We start from the raw sequence: 15,841 nt of genomic DNA on the forward strand, positions 1-15,841 counted from the left end.
GGCGATAATCCGCCACGTTCTGTTGCCACTAAACGACGCGCCGCCATGCTTTTGACCCTGGTTTTTGCCTATCTCCTCGTCACCATCGCGATCGGCCTATGGGCTGCGCGGCGGGTCAAAAATACCGCCGACTTCGCGATTGCCGGGCGGCATTTGCCCTTGGTGATGATCGTCACCACCACCTTTGCGACCTGGTTTGGCTCGGAGACGGTCCTGGGCATCCCGGCCAAGTTCGTGCAAAGCGGCTTGAACGGCGTGGTGGAAGACCCGTTCGGCGCCGGCACCTGTTTGATCCTGGTTGGCATCTTCTTTGCCGCCCGGCTCTACAAAATGAGCCTGCTGACCATCAGCGACTATTACCGCGAGCGCTATGGCCGGGTGGTCGAGGTGGTTTGCTCCTTCATCATCATCCTGTCCTACCTGGGTTGGGTGGCGGCGCAGGTCACCGCGCTGGGCCTGGTCTTCAATCTGCTGTCGGGCGGCGCCATCAGCATTCCCGTCGGTATGTTGATCGGCACCGCGTCCATCCTGGCCTACACGCTGTTCGGCGGCATGTGGTCGGTGGCGGTGACCGACTTTATCCAGATGATCATCCTGGTCGTAGGCCTGAGCATCATTGCCTATTTCGCGGCCGATATGGCGGGCGGTGCCGACAAAGTGATCGCCTTGGCGAGCAGCAAGGAGTTGTTCAGATTCCTGCCCGAGCCGAGTTTTCACGACACCGTGTTTTTCATCGCCGCTGCGATCACGATGATGTTGGGCTCGATCCCGCAGCAAGACGTGTTTCAGCGCGTGATGTCGGCCAAGAATGAATATGCGGCCACGCGGGGCCCGGTGATAGGCGGCATCTGCTACATCTTGTTTGCTTTTGTGCCGATGTTTTTGGTCACCAGCGCCTTGATCATCATGCCCGAGCAGGCCGCGCGGCTGATTGCCGATGACCCGCAAAAAGTGATCCCGACCTTGGTGATGGAGCGCATGCCATTTGTGATGCAGGTGATCTTCTTCGGCGCGCTCTTGTCGGCCTTGAAGTCCACCGCCTCGGCCACCTTGCTGGCCCCATCGGTGACCTTTGTCGAGAACATCTGGCGGCAGTTCTACCCTCGCATCAGTGACAAGCAAGAACTGCGCACCATGCGCATCGCGGTGCTGATTTTTAGCGTCTGCGTCTGCGTCTACGCGATTGCGCTGGAGGGCACGCCCATTTACGAAATGGTCTCGGCTGCCTATCAAGTCACCTTGGTCGGCGCATTTGTGCCGCTGGTTTTCGGTCTCTATTGGCGGCGTGCCAGCACCCAGGGTGCGATCTTTTCTATCGTGCTGGGCTTGCTGGCCTGGGGTTTGTTCAAGCTGACTCCGGCCGGCGAGGCGTTTCCAGCCCAATTGGCGGGCTTGTTGTCCGGTGTTGTTGGCATGTTGGTCGGCAGCTTGGGGCCGCAGGCGATCAAGAATGTGCATGCTTCGCACCACAAATTGGCGCATGGCGCCGCCGCGTGAAGGCCTAGGCGGGCGTGGGTTCGCGCCGGGCCTTTATAATTTGCGGTTTTGAATCAACGGTTTAGACCATGCCTATCTACGCTTACCGCTGCGCCGAATGCGGTCACGCCAAAGACGCCTTGCAAAGGCTTTCCGATGCACCGTTGACGACCTGCCCGGCCTGTGGCGCCGAGGCCTTTCAAAAGCAAGTCACCGCCGCCGGCTTTCAGCTCAAGGGCTCGGGCTGGTATGTGACCGATTTCAAGGATGGTGGCGCCAAGGCGGCCACCGCCGTTGCCCCCGCTGCGCCGGCCGAAACCGCCGCGCCTGCTGCGGCTTCAGCGCCGGTTTCTGCCCCAACATCGGCCCCGGCTGCTGCGCCGGTATCTGCGCCCAGCCCGTCCGCCTCGTCCTAGGACTGCCTTGAAAAAATACATCATCACCGGCCTGTTGGTCTGGTTGCCACTGGCTATCACCATCTGGGTGTTGCTGTGGGTGCTGGGCGTTATCAACGGCGTGTTCACCTCGCTGCTGGCCGCTTCGCAGGCCGTGTTGCCGGCCTCGATGGCGCAAAACATCGATGAGCTGCGCCATATTCCCGGCCTGGGACTGCTGATTTTGGTAGGCGGCATGGCGCTGACCGGCATGTTTGTCGCCAATATCTTTGGCCAATGGTGGTTCAAGCAATGGGACCGGTTGCTCTCCAACATCCCCATCGTTAAGAGCATTTACAGCTCGGTGAAACAGGTGTCGGACACCTTGTTCTCCAGCAGCGGCAATGCCTTTCGTGAGGCGGTGCTGGTGCAGTATCCGCATCAGGGTAGTTGGACGATTGCTTTCGTCACTGGCAAGCCCGGCGGTGAAGTGGCGCACGCCTTGGGTGAACAAGAGCATGTCAGCTTGTATGTGCCGACGACGCCGAACCCGACCTCGGGTTTCTTCTTGATGATGCCGCGCAGCTCGGTTCGGCCCTTGAAGATGAGCGTCGATGCGGCGCTCAAGCACATCATCTCGATGGGGGTGGTGGCGCCTGAAGGTGATCATCAGGTGCACCCTCCTCAAAACGGCGAACCGCGAAATCTACCGGGCTGAGCACCTCGGCAGGTGCTCAGCCCTGTTGGCTTAGATAGAGCCGCCAGCGCCACCCCTTACAAACAACCCGCCGGCCGCTGACGCACGTCTTCAGTGGCGGCCTTGAAGAACTTTGGAGTATTCCCATGAGAACTTGTTATGCCGGCCAAGTCAGCGAAAAGCTGCAGGACCAAACCGTGACCTTGATGGGCTGGGCCCATCGCCGCCGTGACCATGGCGGCGTGATTTTTATCGACCTGCGCGACCGTGAAGGTCTGGTGCAAGTCGTCTGTGACCCAGACCGCGCCGATATGTTTGCCATCGCCTCCGATGTGCGCAATGAGTTCTGCCTGAAGATTGTTGGCAAGGTGCGTCTGCGCCCGGCCGGCACCGAGAACGCCAACCTGACCAGCGGCAAGGTCGAGGTCCTGTGCCACCAGTTGGAAGTCCTGAACGCCAGCGTCACGCCCCCGTTCCAGATGGACGATGAGAACTTGTCCGAAACGACACGCTTGACGCACCGCGTGCTGGACCTGCGCCGCCCCTATATGCAAAACAACCTGATGCTGCGCTACCGCGTCGCGATGGAAGTGCGCAAATATCTGGACGAGCGCGGCTTTGTCGACATCGAAACACCGATGCTGACCAAGAGCACGCCGGAAGGCGCGCGCGACTATCTGGTGCCTTCGCGCGTGCATGACGGCATGTTCTTTGCGCTGCCGCAAAGCCCTCAGTTGTTCAAGCAGTTGCTGATGGTGGCCGGTTTCGATCGCTACTACCAAATCACCAAATGCTTCCGTGACGAAGACCTGCGCGCCGACCGCCAGCCTGAATTCACGCAGATCGATATCGAGACCTCCTTCCTCGGCGAAGAAGAGATCCGCTCGATGTTCGAGGGCATGATCCGTCACGTCTTCAGCAAGAACCTCAATGTCGACCTGGGTGACTACCCGGTCATGACTTACGCCGATGCGATGCACCGCTTCGGTTCGGACAAGCCCGACCTGCGCGTCAAACTCGAGTTCACCGAGTTGACCGATGTGATGGGCACGGTGGACTTCAAGGTCTTCTCGACACCGGCCACGACCAAGGGTGGCCGCGTCGTTGCCTTGCGCGTACCCGGTGGCGCTTCGATCAGCCGCGGCGAGATCGACAGCTACACCGAGTTCGTCAAGATCTACGGCGCCAAGGGCCTGGCCTGGATCAAGGTCAATGAGGTCGCCAAGGGTCGCGAGGGCTTGCAGTCGCCCATCGTCAAGAACCTGCATGATCAGGCCGTGGCCGATATCCTGGCCCGCACCGGCGCGCAAGACGGCGACCTGATCTTCTTCGGCGCTGACCGCGCCAAGGTCGTCAATGACGCCATTGGCGCGCTGCGCTTGAAGGTCGGTCACAGCGAGTTCGGCAAGGCGAACGGCTTGTTCAATGACGTCTGGGCCCCGCTGTGGGTGGTGGATTTCCCGATGTTCGAGCAAGACGAAGAGGGCGGCCGCTGGAATGCGGTGCACCATCCGTTCACGGCGCCCAAGGATGGCCATGAGGACTTGATGGTCACCGACCCGGGCGCTTGCATTGCCAAGGCCTACGACATGGTCTTGAACGGCTGGGAGCTGGGTGGCGGATCGGTGCGTATCCACAAGGCCGATGTGCAGAGCAAGGTCTTCAGCGCGCTCAATATCGGCCCCGAAGATGCGCAGGAGAAGTTCGGCTTCCTGCTCGACGCGCTGCAATATGGCGCGCCGCCGCACGGTGGCTTGGCTTTCGGCCTGGACCGCATCGTCACGATGATGACCAAGGCCGAGTCGATCCGCGACGTGATCGCCTTCCCCAAGACTCAGCGCGCGCAATGCCTGCTGACCGGCGCGCCGAGCAATGTTGACGACAAGCAACTCAAGGAGTTGCATATCCGTCTGCGCAATGCCGTGGCGCCCACAAGCGCCTGAGCTCGCTCATCGCGCAAAAAAAGGGCAGCTTGGCTGCCCTTTTTTGTTTCAACTCTGCTCTTGCGGTGCACAGCGCGGCAACTCGATGCTGATTTGGGTGCCCTGGCCGAGTTCACTGCGCAGGCTGACCTTGCCGCCCAACAGGCCGGTGACCAGGTTGTAGACAATGTGCAAGCCCAGGCCGGAGCCACCTTGGCCGAGCTTGGTGGTGAAGAAGGGGTCAAAAGCCCGCTGCAAATGTTCGCTCGACATGCCGCAGCCATCGTCAGCGACCTTGATCACGACGCTGTCCTCGCCAAGGGCGCGTGCGGCGATCGTCACGCAGCCCGACCGGCCAGGCTCGAAGGCATGCAGCACGGCGTTGTTGACGATATTCATGAAGACCTGGATCAGGGGGCCAGGGTAGCTGTCCATCAGCAGGCCGGCCGGCACATCTTCGAGTAGACGAGTGCCACAGAGCTTGAGGCTGGGGCCCAGACTGAGCGCGGTTTCATGCAGCACTTCGCGCAAATCAAAGCTGCGCCGCTGGTAGCTGGATTGGTCCACCGCGACTTGCTTGAAGCTGCTGATCAACTCGGCCGCCCGGCTCAGACTGGCCTCCAGCATCGTGCTGGCCTCGCGCAGGCCGTCGAGGAAATTCTGCAGGGTTGAGCGTCGCAAGCCGTCGGCGACAGCGGCTTCGAAGGCCTTCTGGCGCGCCGCCAAGGTCGTAGCCATCAGCATGGCATTGCCAATCGGGGTGTTCAACTCATGCGCGATACCGGCCACCAAGCTGCCCAAGGAGGCCAATTTTTCGGCCCGCACCAGCTCAGTCTGTGCATGTTTGAGTACGCTGAGCGCCGCGTCCAGCTCCTGGTTGCGGCGGGCCAGCTCCTCTGTGCGTTCGGCCACCCGGGCCTCTAAGCTGAGATTGAGATGATTCAACTCGGCTGCAATGCGGAGCTTGTCGGTGACGTCCAAATAACTGGCTATCACCGTGCGCTCGCCATGCACATCGATATAGCGGCCCGACACCTCGCACTGCCGCACCGAGCCATCGGCATGGCGCAAAAGCGCTTGGCGGCTGATCGCCGATTCATGCCTCACCATTTCATCAACAAAGCGATTTCGCTCTGCGGGGTCGATCCAAAAGTCGAACTGCGTACTGGCCTTGTTGTCGCAACTCCCGGGCGCGTAGCCAAAGGCCTGGTACCAAGCCCGGTTCCAGAAGGTCGGTGAGCTGCTGCCGGTCACCAAGCGAGTGCGTGCCATCGGCAGCGGAGCAAATTCAAACAAGGCCGTCAGGCTTTGCTCGCTTTGTCGCAGCTGCGCTTCGACGGTTTTTTGCTCGGTGATGTCGGTGGCCACAGCCAGCACCAGCCTGGCCCGGCCGCGCCCGATCAAGCGGCTGGAGTAGGTCAGCCAGAGTGTTTCACCTTGGGCATTTTTGGTCTGCACCAAGACCGCCGGCAGGCAACCGTTTTGCTCCAGTTCGCGCCCTTTGGCCAGCATGTCTTGCATCGATGCGACCAAGCCAAACTCGATCGGGCTGCGGCCGATCGCTGCTTGTGCCGAGACACCCAGCGCCTGCGCGAACGCCGGGTTGACGTCCACATAGTTGCCGTCTTGGAAACTGGCCAATGTGATCGGATGCGGAAAGGCGTCAAAAATCATCCGAAAGCGCTGTTCGGTGGCGTCAAGGGTTTCGGCCATCAAATTGAAGGAACGCGCCAGGTCGCTGATCTCGTCGTTGCCGGCAATCGGTGCTCTGGCTTGCCGGTCGCCCGCTTGCAATCGCTGCTGCGCCAAGCTCAGCTGCCGCAGTGGGCGCAATACAAATTGGCGCAGCAGCAGCGCTCCGATCCAGGCCAAGACGGCGCACAGGGCCAAACCGAGAAGGCCACGTCGCTGCAGATTGCTGGCCCGCTCAAACAAGCTCGCCTCCGGCAGCGCGTAAATGACTTGCCAGCCCAGCTCCGGCAGGGGCTTGGCCAGCACATGCCAGGTCTGGTCCCCAATCTCCACCCGCCGCAGGCTTGTCGGGGCATGCGTTTGAGTCGCCAATGCGGCCGTCACAGCGAAGGCTTGCGGCTGGCTGGCCGCTGTGGCTGGCGTCAGCGCTTGCCCTTGCTCGCCCAGGCCGCCGGCCAACAAGCGAGCCTGGGCGTCCAGGACCATCAAGTGAGCATCCCGCTGCACGGCATTGCCGATTGCAAAACTCAGCAATTGCCCCAGCTTCAGATTCGCCAACAAGGCACCGACCTGGCGCCCGCGCGCGTCAAACACCGGCGTGGCGATGTTCAGGATCAGTTCGCCCGAGTTTTCATTGATGGAGGGGGCAGCCGCCGCCTCTTGGCCGGCCAGCAGCGCGGCCAATTGCCTCGCCTGCGCGAGCGGTGCCACGGCAAGCGAGTTTGCTGCGGGCTCGGCGGCCGCTGCGGCCAAACGATCCTGTGCCAGGAACTGGAAGGATTCAAAGCGATCGCTGGCCCCCTCCCAGCCGCGCAAGGCGGGTCCGATCTGTGCCGTGTTTGCTTCGACCAAGACGGTGGAGCGGGCCAGCATGCGCAGGGCATCTCGCGCGTCGCCCAGTTCCAAGGCCAAGCGGCTGATACTTTGCGCCAAGTTGGCCTGCGCGCGCTCTTGCTGTTCGTCCAGCAGCGAGCTTTGCATCAGCAGGCTGCCACCATAGAGCGCCACGCCCGCCAGCGCCAGCATTGGCGCTATCACGCTGACAACAATTCTGGGAAGCAGCTTCATGAATCCATTGGGCCTATAAACAATGGGCTTGCGGCTTGACTATAGATGCAGGCCTGTGGGGGCGCCGTTCACAACTCTCCGCTATGCTTTGGCTATGACTCCAAGCTACAAAATCCCGGAATCCGTGTTGGTGGTGATTCACACGCCCGAGCTGCAAGTGCTGATGTTGGAGCGGGCCGATCAGCCCGGCTTTTGGCAAAGCGTGACCGGTTCCAAAGACCTGCCGGATGAGCCGCTGCTTGAAACCGCCCGGCGCGAGGTGCTGGAGGAGACCGGCATCGTGGCCGCGCCCGAGTTTTTGCGCGACTGGGTGTTGGTGAATCGCTACGAGATCTACCCCGTCTGGCGCCATCGTTATGCACCCGGTGTGACCCACAACAGCGAGCATGTGTATGGGCTGCAGGTGCCGGCGGGCACGCGCGTCAGCTTGGCACCGCGCGAGCATCTGCAATATCGCTGGCTGCCTTGGCGCGAAGCGGCCGATCTGTGCTTCTCGCCGTCCAATGCCGAGGCGATTTTGCATTTGCCCAAGCTGCTGGAGACTTCGGCATGACGCATATGACGCATGGCAACGCCTTCAGCAATTCGGTCCAGCCCTCGCAAAGCCAGTTCACGCGCCCCCATCTGCGCGTCGCCACCTACAACATCCACAAGGGCGTGCGCGGCATGGGGCCGCAAAAGCGGCTGGAGATTCACAATCTGGGCATGGGGGTCGAGGCACTCAATGCCGACCTGGTGTTTTTGCAAGAGGTGCGCCACTTTCACCATCAAGAGGCGAAAGAATTCCAGCGCACCTGGTTTGGCTGGCCCGATCAGGGGCAGGCGGAGTTTCTGGCGCCCGACGGTTACGAGGTCGCCTACCGCACCAACGCGGTGACCAAACATGGCGAACATGGCAACGCGCTGCTGTCGCGCTTTCCGTTGGGAGATGTGGGTCATCACGACGTTTCGGACCACCGCTTTGAGCAGCGCGGCTTATTGCATGTGCCGGTGCGCTGGCAAGGCCTGGAAATCCACACCGTGGTCGCGCATCTGGGGCTGTTCCACAGCGGCCGGGTGCGCCAGATCGAACGCTTGGCCGACTTTATTGGCAAACATATTCCGCCCGATGCCTTGTTGTTGATTGCCGGTGACTTCAATGATTGGGGCGAGCGGCTGGACGCGCCAATGCGCGAATATGGCTTGCAGCGGGCGGTGTCGCCGCTGGGCCGTTCGCGCCATGCGACCTTTCCTTCGCGGCTGCCTTTTTTCTCGCTTGACCGGATCTATATGCGCGGCCTGCGCTGCGTCTCGATGCAGGTGCCCAAGGGGCCGGCTTGGGCTCGCATGTCCGATCATTTGCCGCTCTTGGCGGAGCTGGAATTGGCTGAGGGCTGATGGGGATTCAGCTTGAATCGGAGGCGCCTGGCACCTGGGGCCACAGGGCGCAGCCGGAGTTTGTCGGCGGCAATGAGCTGCGCTTGCTGCGCGGAGGTGACGAGTTATTTCCCGCCCAAGCGGCAGCGATTGCCAGTGCTCGCCATGAAATCTGGCTAGCCACCTATATTTTCCATTTTGACGCGGCCGGCGCGGCGTTGGCGGCGCAATTGGCGGCGGCCGCCAGACGCGGCTTGCGGGTGCGGGTGGTGGTTGACGGCTTCGGCTCGCGCGCCAGCCTGCCCTGGCTGCGCCAGCAGTTCGAAGGCTCGGGCGTGGCGATGGCGGTGTTCCGGCCGATCGACCGCTGGTACAGCTGGCTGCAGCCCGGGCAGCTGCGTCGCCTGCATCAAAAGCTCTGTGTGGTCGATGCCGATCACGCCTTTGTCGGCGGCATCAACATCATTGGCGACCGCGTGGATCTCAACCATGGCGCCACCGAGCAACCCCGCCTGGACTTTGCCGTCGGCTTGCGCGGCCCCTTGGTTCAGTCGGTAGCGCAGGCGGCGCGCGCGGTCTGGACGCGTGCCTATCTCGGCGCCGATTTCGGCCAGGAGTTGCTCGCCTTGGCGCGCAGCAGCGAGCCGCGTGCAAGGCTGAGGCGGATCTGGCGGGGTGTGCGCATGCCCAGGTCTACTGCCAAGCTATGGCGGCGCAGCGCTCATTCGGCGCAGGACCAGACTCCGCGCCGCGGGCCCAATCCTGTCTATGCCGCCTTCGTTTTGCGCGACAACCTGCGGCGGCGCCGCACCATCGAGCATGCCTATGTGGCCGCGATCCGCTCGGCGCAAACGCGGGTCGATCTGATCACGCCTTATTTCTACCCCGGTCATGCGTTTCGCAAGGCCTTGCGCGATGCGGCAAGGCGCGGCGTGCGGGTGCGCCTGCTCTTGCAGGGCAAGCTCGATTACCGCATCGCCGGCATGGCCGCACAGGCGCTGTATGCCGAGTTGCTTGGCCATGGCGTCAGCATTTATGAGTACATGCCCGCTTATTTGCACGCCAAGATTTGTGTGGTGGACGAACATTGGGCCACGGTCGGCAGCTCCAATATCGACCCGCTCTCGCTGCTGCTCAATCTGGAGGCCAATGTGATCGTGCGTGACGCCGAGTTCGCACGGGCCGTGGCCGGGCAGTTCGATGTGGCGGCGGCGCTATCACGCCAGGTCGATAGGCATTATCTGGACGGCGGGGTGCGCGGCGTGGTGCGGCGCGCCTTGGTGGCCTGGGCTGCCTATGTGTACTTGCGCGTGGCCGGGGCGACAGGGCGGTATTGAAGCCCCGGCTGCTGATGGATCAAGAGACCGATCAATCAGCTCAAGACCACCAAGCCTCCGACCCCCTCGACCAATGCCGTCAACTCGCCGCTACCGACCAGCTCGAATGCATGAGCAATGTCCGGCGCCATATAGTGGTCAGTGGGCATGGCCGGGCAGGTCTTGCGCACCAAAGCGTGCACCTGCTCAAGTGCTGCCGAGCTTTGCAGCGGACGCAGGAACTCGAAGCCTTGGGCGGCGGCCAGCAGCTCGATGCCGATGATGTGGGCGGTGTTGTCCAGCATCTGCCCCAAGCGGCGCGCGCCGAAGGTGGCCATGGACACATGATCTTCCTGGTTGGCGCTGGTCGGCAGGCTGTCGACGCTGGCCGGGTGGGCCAGCGATTTATTCTCGCTGGCCAAGGCCGCGGCGGTTACATGCGCAATCATGAAGCCGGAGTTGAGGCCGGCATTGGCGGTCAAGAAGGCCGGCAGGCGCGAGACGCTGGTGTCGATCAGCATCGCGATGCGGCGCTCGGCGATCGCGCCGACTTCGGCGATCGCGCAGGCCAGCGCGTCGGCGGCCAAGGCCACCGGTTCGGCGTGGAAGTTGCCGCCGCTGACCATCGCGCTGCTGCCATCGGCATTGGCAAAGACGAGCGGGTTGTCGGTGACGGCGTTCGCTTCGCGCAAAAGCACATCGCGCACATAACGGCTTTGATCCAGGCATGCGCCCATCACCTGGGGCTGGCAACGCAGGCAATACGGGTCTTGCACGCGCTCGTCACCCTCTTGGTGCGAGGCGCGGATGGCGCTGCCGGCGAGCAACTGGCGGTAGGCGGCTGCTGTTTCGATCTGACCGGGCTGGCCGCGCACCGCATGGATGCGGGCGTCAAACGGGCCGTCGCTGCCGCGCGCAGCGTCGAGCGACAGCGCGCCGCTGACAATGGCCGCCGCAAAGACGATCTCGTAACGCAACAGGCCTTCAAGCGCCAAGGCCGTGCTGGTCTGCGTGCCATTGATCAAGGCCAGGCCTTCCTTGGCCTGCAAGACCAGCGGCGCGATGCCGTGTTTTTGCAGCTCGGCCAGCGCGGGCATGCGTTGGCCATCGACCAACATCTCGCCTTCGCCCAACAGGGCCAGCGTCATGTGCGCGAGCGGTGCCAGGTCGCCCGAAGCGCCGACCGAACCTTGTGCCGGCACATAAGGGACCAGTCCGGCATTGAAGACCGCCAGCAAGCTTTGCACGACTTCTTCGCGCACGCCGGAATGGCCGCGCGCCAGCGATGCCGCCTTGGTGGCCAACATCATGCGCACGACGCCGGGCTGCAGCGGTGCGCCGACGCCGACGCAGTGCGAGCGGATCAGGTTGAACTGCAGCGTGGCCAGGTCTTCCTTGCTGATGCGGGTGGAGGCCAGCTTGCCGAAGCCAGTGTTGACGCCGTAAACCGGCGCATCGCCGGCGGCGGCGGCTTGCACCACGGCGGCGGCGCGGCGGATGATCTCGGTGCTGCTGGCGTGCAGGCTCAGCTGGACATTGCCGTTACGGATCTGGCGCAGTTGGTCCAGCGTGATTTGGCCAGGGGTGATTTCGATTGCGATCGACATATTTTGGTCCGGTTTTTGGGGTCGGTTCAGCGATTCAGCATGGGCATATTCAGTCCACGCTCGGCGGCGGTTTTCTTGGCAATTTCGTAGCCGGCATCGGCATGGCGCATCACGCCGGTGCCGGGGTCGTTGTAGAGCACGCGTTCCAGGCGCTTGGCCGCAGCAATCGTGCCGTCGGCGACGATCACCACGCCGCTGTGCTGGCTGAAGCCCATGCCGACACCGCCGCCGTGGTGCAGGCTGACCCAGGTCGCGCCGCCGGCGGTGTTGAGCAGCGCGTTGAGCAGCGGCCAATCGGAGACCGCGTCCGAGCCGTCCTGCATGCTTTCGGTTTCGCGGTTCGGGCTGGCGACCGAGCCGCTGTCGAGGTGGTCGCGGCCGATCACGATCGGTGCCTTCAACTCACCCGACTTGACCATTTCATTGAAGGCCAGGCCGGCGATATGGCGCTCGCCCAGGCCCAGCCAGCAGATGCGCGCCGGCAAGCCCTGGAAGGCGATGCGCTCGCGCGCCATGTCCAGCCAGCGGTGCACATGGGCATGCTGCGGGAACAATTCCTTGATCTTGGCGTCGGTTTTGTAAATGTCTTCTGGGTCGCCGGACAGCGCCACCCAGCGGAAGGGGCCGCGGCCTTCGCAGAATTGCGGGCGTACATATGCGGGCACAAAGCCGGGGAAGTCGAAGGCGTTCTTGACGCCTTGCTCTAGTGCTACCTGGCGGATGTTGTTGCCGTAGTCGACGGTCGGGATGCCCATGGCCTGGAATAGCAGCATCGCCTTGACATGTACCGCGCAGCTGGCTGCCGCTGCGGCCTTCAGCTCGGCATGCTGGGCCGGGTCAGCGGCTGCCGCCTTCCATTGCTCAACCGACCAGCCGGCCGGCAAATAGCCATTGATCAGGTCATGCGCGCTGGTTTGATCGGTGACCAAGTCTGGCTTGACGCTTGCGTCAGTCTTGCAGCGTTCGGCCAGCGCCGGCAGGATGGTGGCCGCATTGCCGAGCAGCGCGATCGAGATCGCCTTGCCTTCGGCCGTGTATTTCTTCAGCCGAGCTAACGCGTCGTCGAGGTCGGTGGCTTGCTCGTCGACATAGCGGGTCTTGAGGCGGAAGTCGATGCGGCTTTGCTGGCATTCGATGTTCAAGGAGCAGGCGCCGGCAAAGGTTGCGGCCAGCGGTTGCGCGCCGCCCATGCCGCCCAAACCAGCGGTCAGTACCCAACGGCCCTTCAGCGAGCCGCTGTAATGTTGACGGCCGGCTTCGGCAAAGGTCTCGTAAGTGCCTTGCACGATGCCTTGGGTGCCGATATAGATCCAGCTGCCGGCCGTCATCTGGCCGTACATCATCAAGCCCTTGCGGTCGAGCTCGTTGAAATGCTCCCAGGTCGCCCAATGCGGCACCAGATTGCTGTTGGCGATCAAAACGCGTGGCGCGTCTGCGTGGGTGCGAAAGACGCCAACCGGCTTGCCCGACTGCACCAGCAGCGTTTCTTCGTCGCCGAGCTTTTTGAGTGCTTCAAGAATGGCCTCAAAGCAGTCCCAGTTGCGGGCCGCCTTGCCGATGCCGCCATAGACAACCAGCGCGTCCGGGTTCTCGGCCACCTCGGGGTCCAGATTGTTTTGCAGCATCCGGAAGGCGGCTTCGGTCAGCCAGCTTTTGCAGCTCAAGGCAGTGCCGGTGGGGGCGCGCACGACGCGTGGCTGGGCTTTGGCGGGTGAGTTGGACATCTGGGTCTCCTGCGGTGCAATAGGTGTTTGCGAAGTCGAAATCTTGGGGCGAAGCGAAATGTACTTGTCTATACAAGTACAGTCAAGTAGCATGCAGCCATGCCAAGAAAAACGAGTTCCGTACCGGCGCCGCAGTACCTGAAGGTCAAGAACCATCTGCGTGAGCGCATCGCTTCCGGCCATTGGGTGGCCGGCGACTTGCTACCGTCTGAGGCTGAATTGGTGGCCTTGTTCGAGGTCAGCCGCATGACCGTCAACCGAGCACTGCGGGAGCTGAGTCAGGAGGGTTTGATCGAGCGCTTGCAGGGAGTGGGCACCTTTGTGGCGCAGCTGCACCGCATTTCTTCGACGCTGAATGTGCGCGACGTGCATGACGAAATCTTGCAGCGCGGCCACCAACACCAGGCCAAGCTGCACAGTCTTGCGACGCTGAAAGCGGATAGGCCCCAAGCAGCTGACTTTGGCTTGGAGCTTGGGGCTGCGTTGTTTCATAGCGTGATCGTGCATTTCGAGAATGGCGTGGCGATCCAGTGCGAAGACCGCCTGGTCAATCCGGCCTGTGCGCCCGCCTATCTTGGCTTGGATTTTGCGCAAACCACACCGACCAACTACTTACTCGAAGTTGCCCCCTTGTCGGAAGCGCGTTACACGATAGAGTCACTGCTGCCTTCGGCCTTGGAGGCCAAGTTGCTGGGCATTTCCAAGCGCGAGCCCTGCTTGGTGGTCAAGCGCCGCACCTTCAGTCGCGGTCAGACCGTCACCACGGTTCGGCTTACCCACCCGGGTTCGCTTTATGTTCTTGAGGGGAGTTTTCAAGCATGAGTTGGAGTCAGATCAAAGCGTCCGATGTTGCTCCTCAGGCTTGGCGCAATGGCGGCGGGCAAACCCGAGAATTGCTGGCCTGGCCGCATCCGGCTGATTGGGCGCTGCGCATCAGCGTGGCAGATATCGAGCGCGATGGGCCGTTTTCGGCTTTTGACGGCGTGCAGCGTTGGTTCGGCGTGCTGCAGGGCGATGGCGTGCGCCTGGCGGATTGGGAGTTACGGGCCGGCGATGAATTGATCAGTTTCGACGGCGGCTTGGCGCCGCCCTGCGAGTTGATCGGCGGCAGCACCCGCGACTTCAATCTGATGCATCGCCGTGGCCGCGGCCAGATGCAGGTGAAGGCCGCCGCCAGCATGCCGACGAACTGGCAGCCGCAAGGGCGCTGGGTCGGCGTGTTCACGTCCGCAGGCGGGCGCTTGCTGCACGGCGGCCGTGCGATGAACTTAGCCGCGATGAGTCTGGCTTGGTGTGAAGATCCCGCACCTCAGGCTTGCAGTTTTGAAGGGCCAGGTGCTGCCTGGTGGATGACCTGGAGTGAGAACAAGATATGAGCAGCAGCAGCGTTTTTAAACTCTGGATCAATGCCCGTTTGGCCACCTTGGTCGGCGACCCTAAGGACAATCCTTGGGGCTGGGTCGAGAACGGTGCGATGCTGTCGCAGGGCGAACATTTGCTCTGGGCCGGCGACATCGTCGATCTCGATGCCGAGTTCCGCAATGGTCTGGCGCAGGAGATCGATCTTGGCGGCGCGGTCGTCACGCCGGGCTTGATCGACTGCCACACCCATCTGGTTTATGGCGGGCAAAGGGCGGCTGAGTTCGAGCAGCGCCTGCTTGGCGCCAGTTACGAGGAAATAGCCCGCGCCGGTGGCGGCATACGCTCAAGCGTTGCCGCTACCCGCGCCGCCAGCGAGCATCAGCTCTATGCGCAAGCGGCACACCGCGTCTTGAATCTGCTCAAGGAAGGCGTGACCACCATTGAGGTCAAATCGGGCTATGGCCTGAGCCAGGCTTCCGAGGCCAAGATGCTGCGCGCGGCGCGCCGGCTCAAGGGCTTGGGTGTCGACGTGCGGACCAGTTACTTGGGCGCGCACGCCGTGCCGCCCGAGTTTGAAGGCCGCCAGGAGGACTATGTGACGGCCTTGATTGAATGGATGACACCGCTGCACCGCGAAGGCTTAATCGACGCAGTGGATGCCTTTTGCGAAGGCATCGGCTTCACGCCAGCGCAAACCAGGCGCGTTTTCGAAGCGGCGCAAGCTTTGGGCCTGCCGGTCAAGCTGCATGCCGAGCAACTCAGCGACCAGGGCGGCAGCCAAGTGGCGGCCGAGTTCAAGGCGCTTTCTTGTGACCATCTTGAATACCTGAGCGAGGCCGGCGTGCAGGCCATGGCGACAAGCGGCACAGTGGCCGTGCTGTTGCCGGGCGCTTATTACTTTTTGCGTGAAACGAAGTTGCCACCGGTACAAGCGCTGCGCGATGCCGGCGTGCCCATCGCCATTGCCACCGATCACAACCCCGGCACTGCGCCGACGCTGTCCTTGCTTTTGATGCTCAATATGGCTTGCACCTTGTTCCGCCTGACGCCGGAGGAAGCGCTGCGCGGTGTCACCGTCAATGCGGCGCGCGCGCTGGGCCTGAGCGACCGCGGCCAGTTGACGGCCGGCCAGCGCGCCGATTTTTGCATTTGGGAGGTGGAGCATCCCAATGAGTTGGCCTATTACTTCGGCCGCAACCCTTTGCGCAGGGTCGTGCGCGGCGGGGTGGAGCGAGCATGAAAGCCGT

Annotated in this window: 13 protein-coding genes; 10 read left to right on the forward strand and 3 right to left on the reverse strand. The window is 62.5% G+C overall.

Features of this window, described 5'->3' with window-relative positions:
- Positions 1-45 precede the first annotated feature (45 nt).
- The 4 genes from LNV09_RS23895 to aspS all read left to right on the forward strand — a co-directional run bounded on the left by LNV09_RS23895 (position 46) and on the right by aspS (position 4,490).
- Positions 46-1,497 (forward strand): high affinity choline transporter 1, encoded by a 1,452-nt coding sequence (locus LNV09_RS23895; protein WP_263559574.1) that lies wholly within the window; start codon positions 46-48, stop codon positions 1,495-1,497.
- A gap of 68 nt (positions 1,498-1,565) precedes the next feature.
- Positions 1,566-1,892 (forward strand): FmdB family zinc ribbon protein, encoded by a 327-nt coding sequence (locus LNV09_RS23900; protein WP_263559575.1) that lies wholly within the window; start codon positions 1,566-1,568, stop codon positions 1,890-1,892.
- A gap of 7 nt (positions 1,893-1,899) precedes the next feature.
- Positions 1,900-2,568: a DUF502 domain-containing protein gene (locus LNV09_RS23905; protein WP_263559576.1), complete on the forward strand. Its 669-nt coding sequence runs from the start codon at positions 1,900-1,902 to the stop codon at positions 2,566-2,568.
- Positions 2,569-2,693: 125 nt separating this feature from the next.
- The gene (gene aspS, locus LNV09_RS23910) at positions 2,694-4,490 is read left to right on the forward strand and encodes an aspartate--tRNA ligase (RefSeq protein WP_263559577.1); all 1,797 of its coding nucleotides are present in this window, start codon (positions 2,694-2,696) and stop codon (positions 4,488-4,490) included.
- Positions 4,491-4,538: 48 nt separating this feature from the next.
- On the opposite strand, the gene LNV09_RS23915 is transcribed toward aspS, so the two are convergent.
- On the reverse strand, positions 4,539-7,229 hold the full coding sequence (locus LNV09_RS23915) for an ATP-binding protein (protein WP_263559578.1): 2,691 nt from the start codon (positions 7,227-7,229) through the stop codon (positions 4,539-4,541).
- A 94-nt stretch (positions 7,230-7,323) separates the two neighbouring features.
- On the opposite strand from LNV09_RS23915, the gene nudB reads away from it, so the two are divergent.
- Genes nudB through clsB form a run of 3 tightly spaced genes read left to right on the forward strand, consistent with a single transcriptional unit; the run spans position 7,324 to position 9,922 of the window.
- Positions 7,324-7,782, forward strand: a complete 459-nt coding sequence (gene nudB, locus LNV09_RS23920; RefSeq protein WP_263559579.1) for a dihydroneopterin triphosphate diphosphatase — start codon at positions 7,324-7,326, stop codon at positions 7,780-7,782.
- 5 nt (positions 7,783-7,787) lie between these two features.
- On the forward strand, positions 7,788-8,606 hold the full coding sequence (locus LNV09_RS23925; protein ID WP_411969344.1) for an endonuclease/exonuclease/phosphatase family protein: 819 nt from the start codon (positions 7,788-7,790) through the stop codon (positions 8,604-8,606).
- Positions 8,606-9,922, forward strand: coding sequence for a cardiolipin synthase ClsB (gene clsB / locus LNV09_RS23930; protein WP_263559580.1), 1,317 nt, complete (start codon positions 8,606-8,608; stop codon positions 9,920-9,922). The genes LNV09_RS23925 and clsB overlap by 1 nt, the downstream gene beginning before the upstream one ends.
- 35 nt (positions 9,923-9,957) lie before the next feature.
- Here clsB and hutH read toward each other — a convergent pair whose 3' ends face one another.
- Complete coding sequence (gene hutH / locus LNV09_RS23935; protein WP_263559581.1) at positions 9,958-11,508, reverse strand: histidine ammonia-lyase; 1,551 nt, start codon at positions 11,506-11,508, stop codon at positions 9,958-9,960.
- Positions 11,509-11,534: 26 nt separating this feature from the next.
- Positions 11,535-13,232: a urocanate hydratase gene (gene hutU, locus LNV09_RS23940; RefSeq protein ID WP_263559582.1), complete on the reverse strand. Its 1,698-nt coding sequence runs from the start codon at positions 13,230-13,232 to the stop codon at positions 11,535-11,537.
- Positions 13,233-13,331: 99 nt separating this feature from the next.
- On the opposite strand from hutU, the gene hutC reads away from it, so the two are divergent.
- The 3 genes from hutC to hutI are packed head-to-tail and all read left to right on the forward strand — an operon-like array spanning position 13,332 to position 15,834.
- Positions 13,332-14,054 (forward strand): histidine utilization transcriptional repressor HutC, encoded by a 723-nt coding sequence (gene hutC, locus LNV09_RS23945; protein ID WP_263559583.1) that lies wholly within the window; start codon positions 13,332-13,334, stop codon positions 14,052-14,054.
- Entirely contained in the window at positions 14,051-14,608 is a 558-nt protein-coding gene (locus LNV09_RS23950; protein WP_263559584.1) for a HutD/Ves family protein, read from the forward strand. Before hutC ends, LNV09_RS23950 begins: the two co-directional genes overlap by 4 nt.
- Positions 14,605-15,834: an imidazolonepropionase gene (gene hutI, locus LNV09_RS23955; RefSeq protein ID WP_263559585.1), complete on the forward strand. Its 1,230-nt coding sequence runs from the start codon at positions 14,605-14,607 to the stop codon at positions 15,832-15,834. Before LNV09_RS23950 ends, hutI begins: the two co-directional genes overlap by 4 nt.
- Positions 15,835-15,841: the final 7 nt, after the last annotated feature.

The organism is Paucibacter sp. B2R-40 (genome assembly GCF_025717555.1).
Classification (GTDB): domain Bacteria; phylum Pseudomonadota; class Gammaproteobacteria; order Burkholderiales; family Burkholderiaceae_C; genus Paucibacter_A.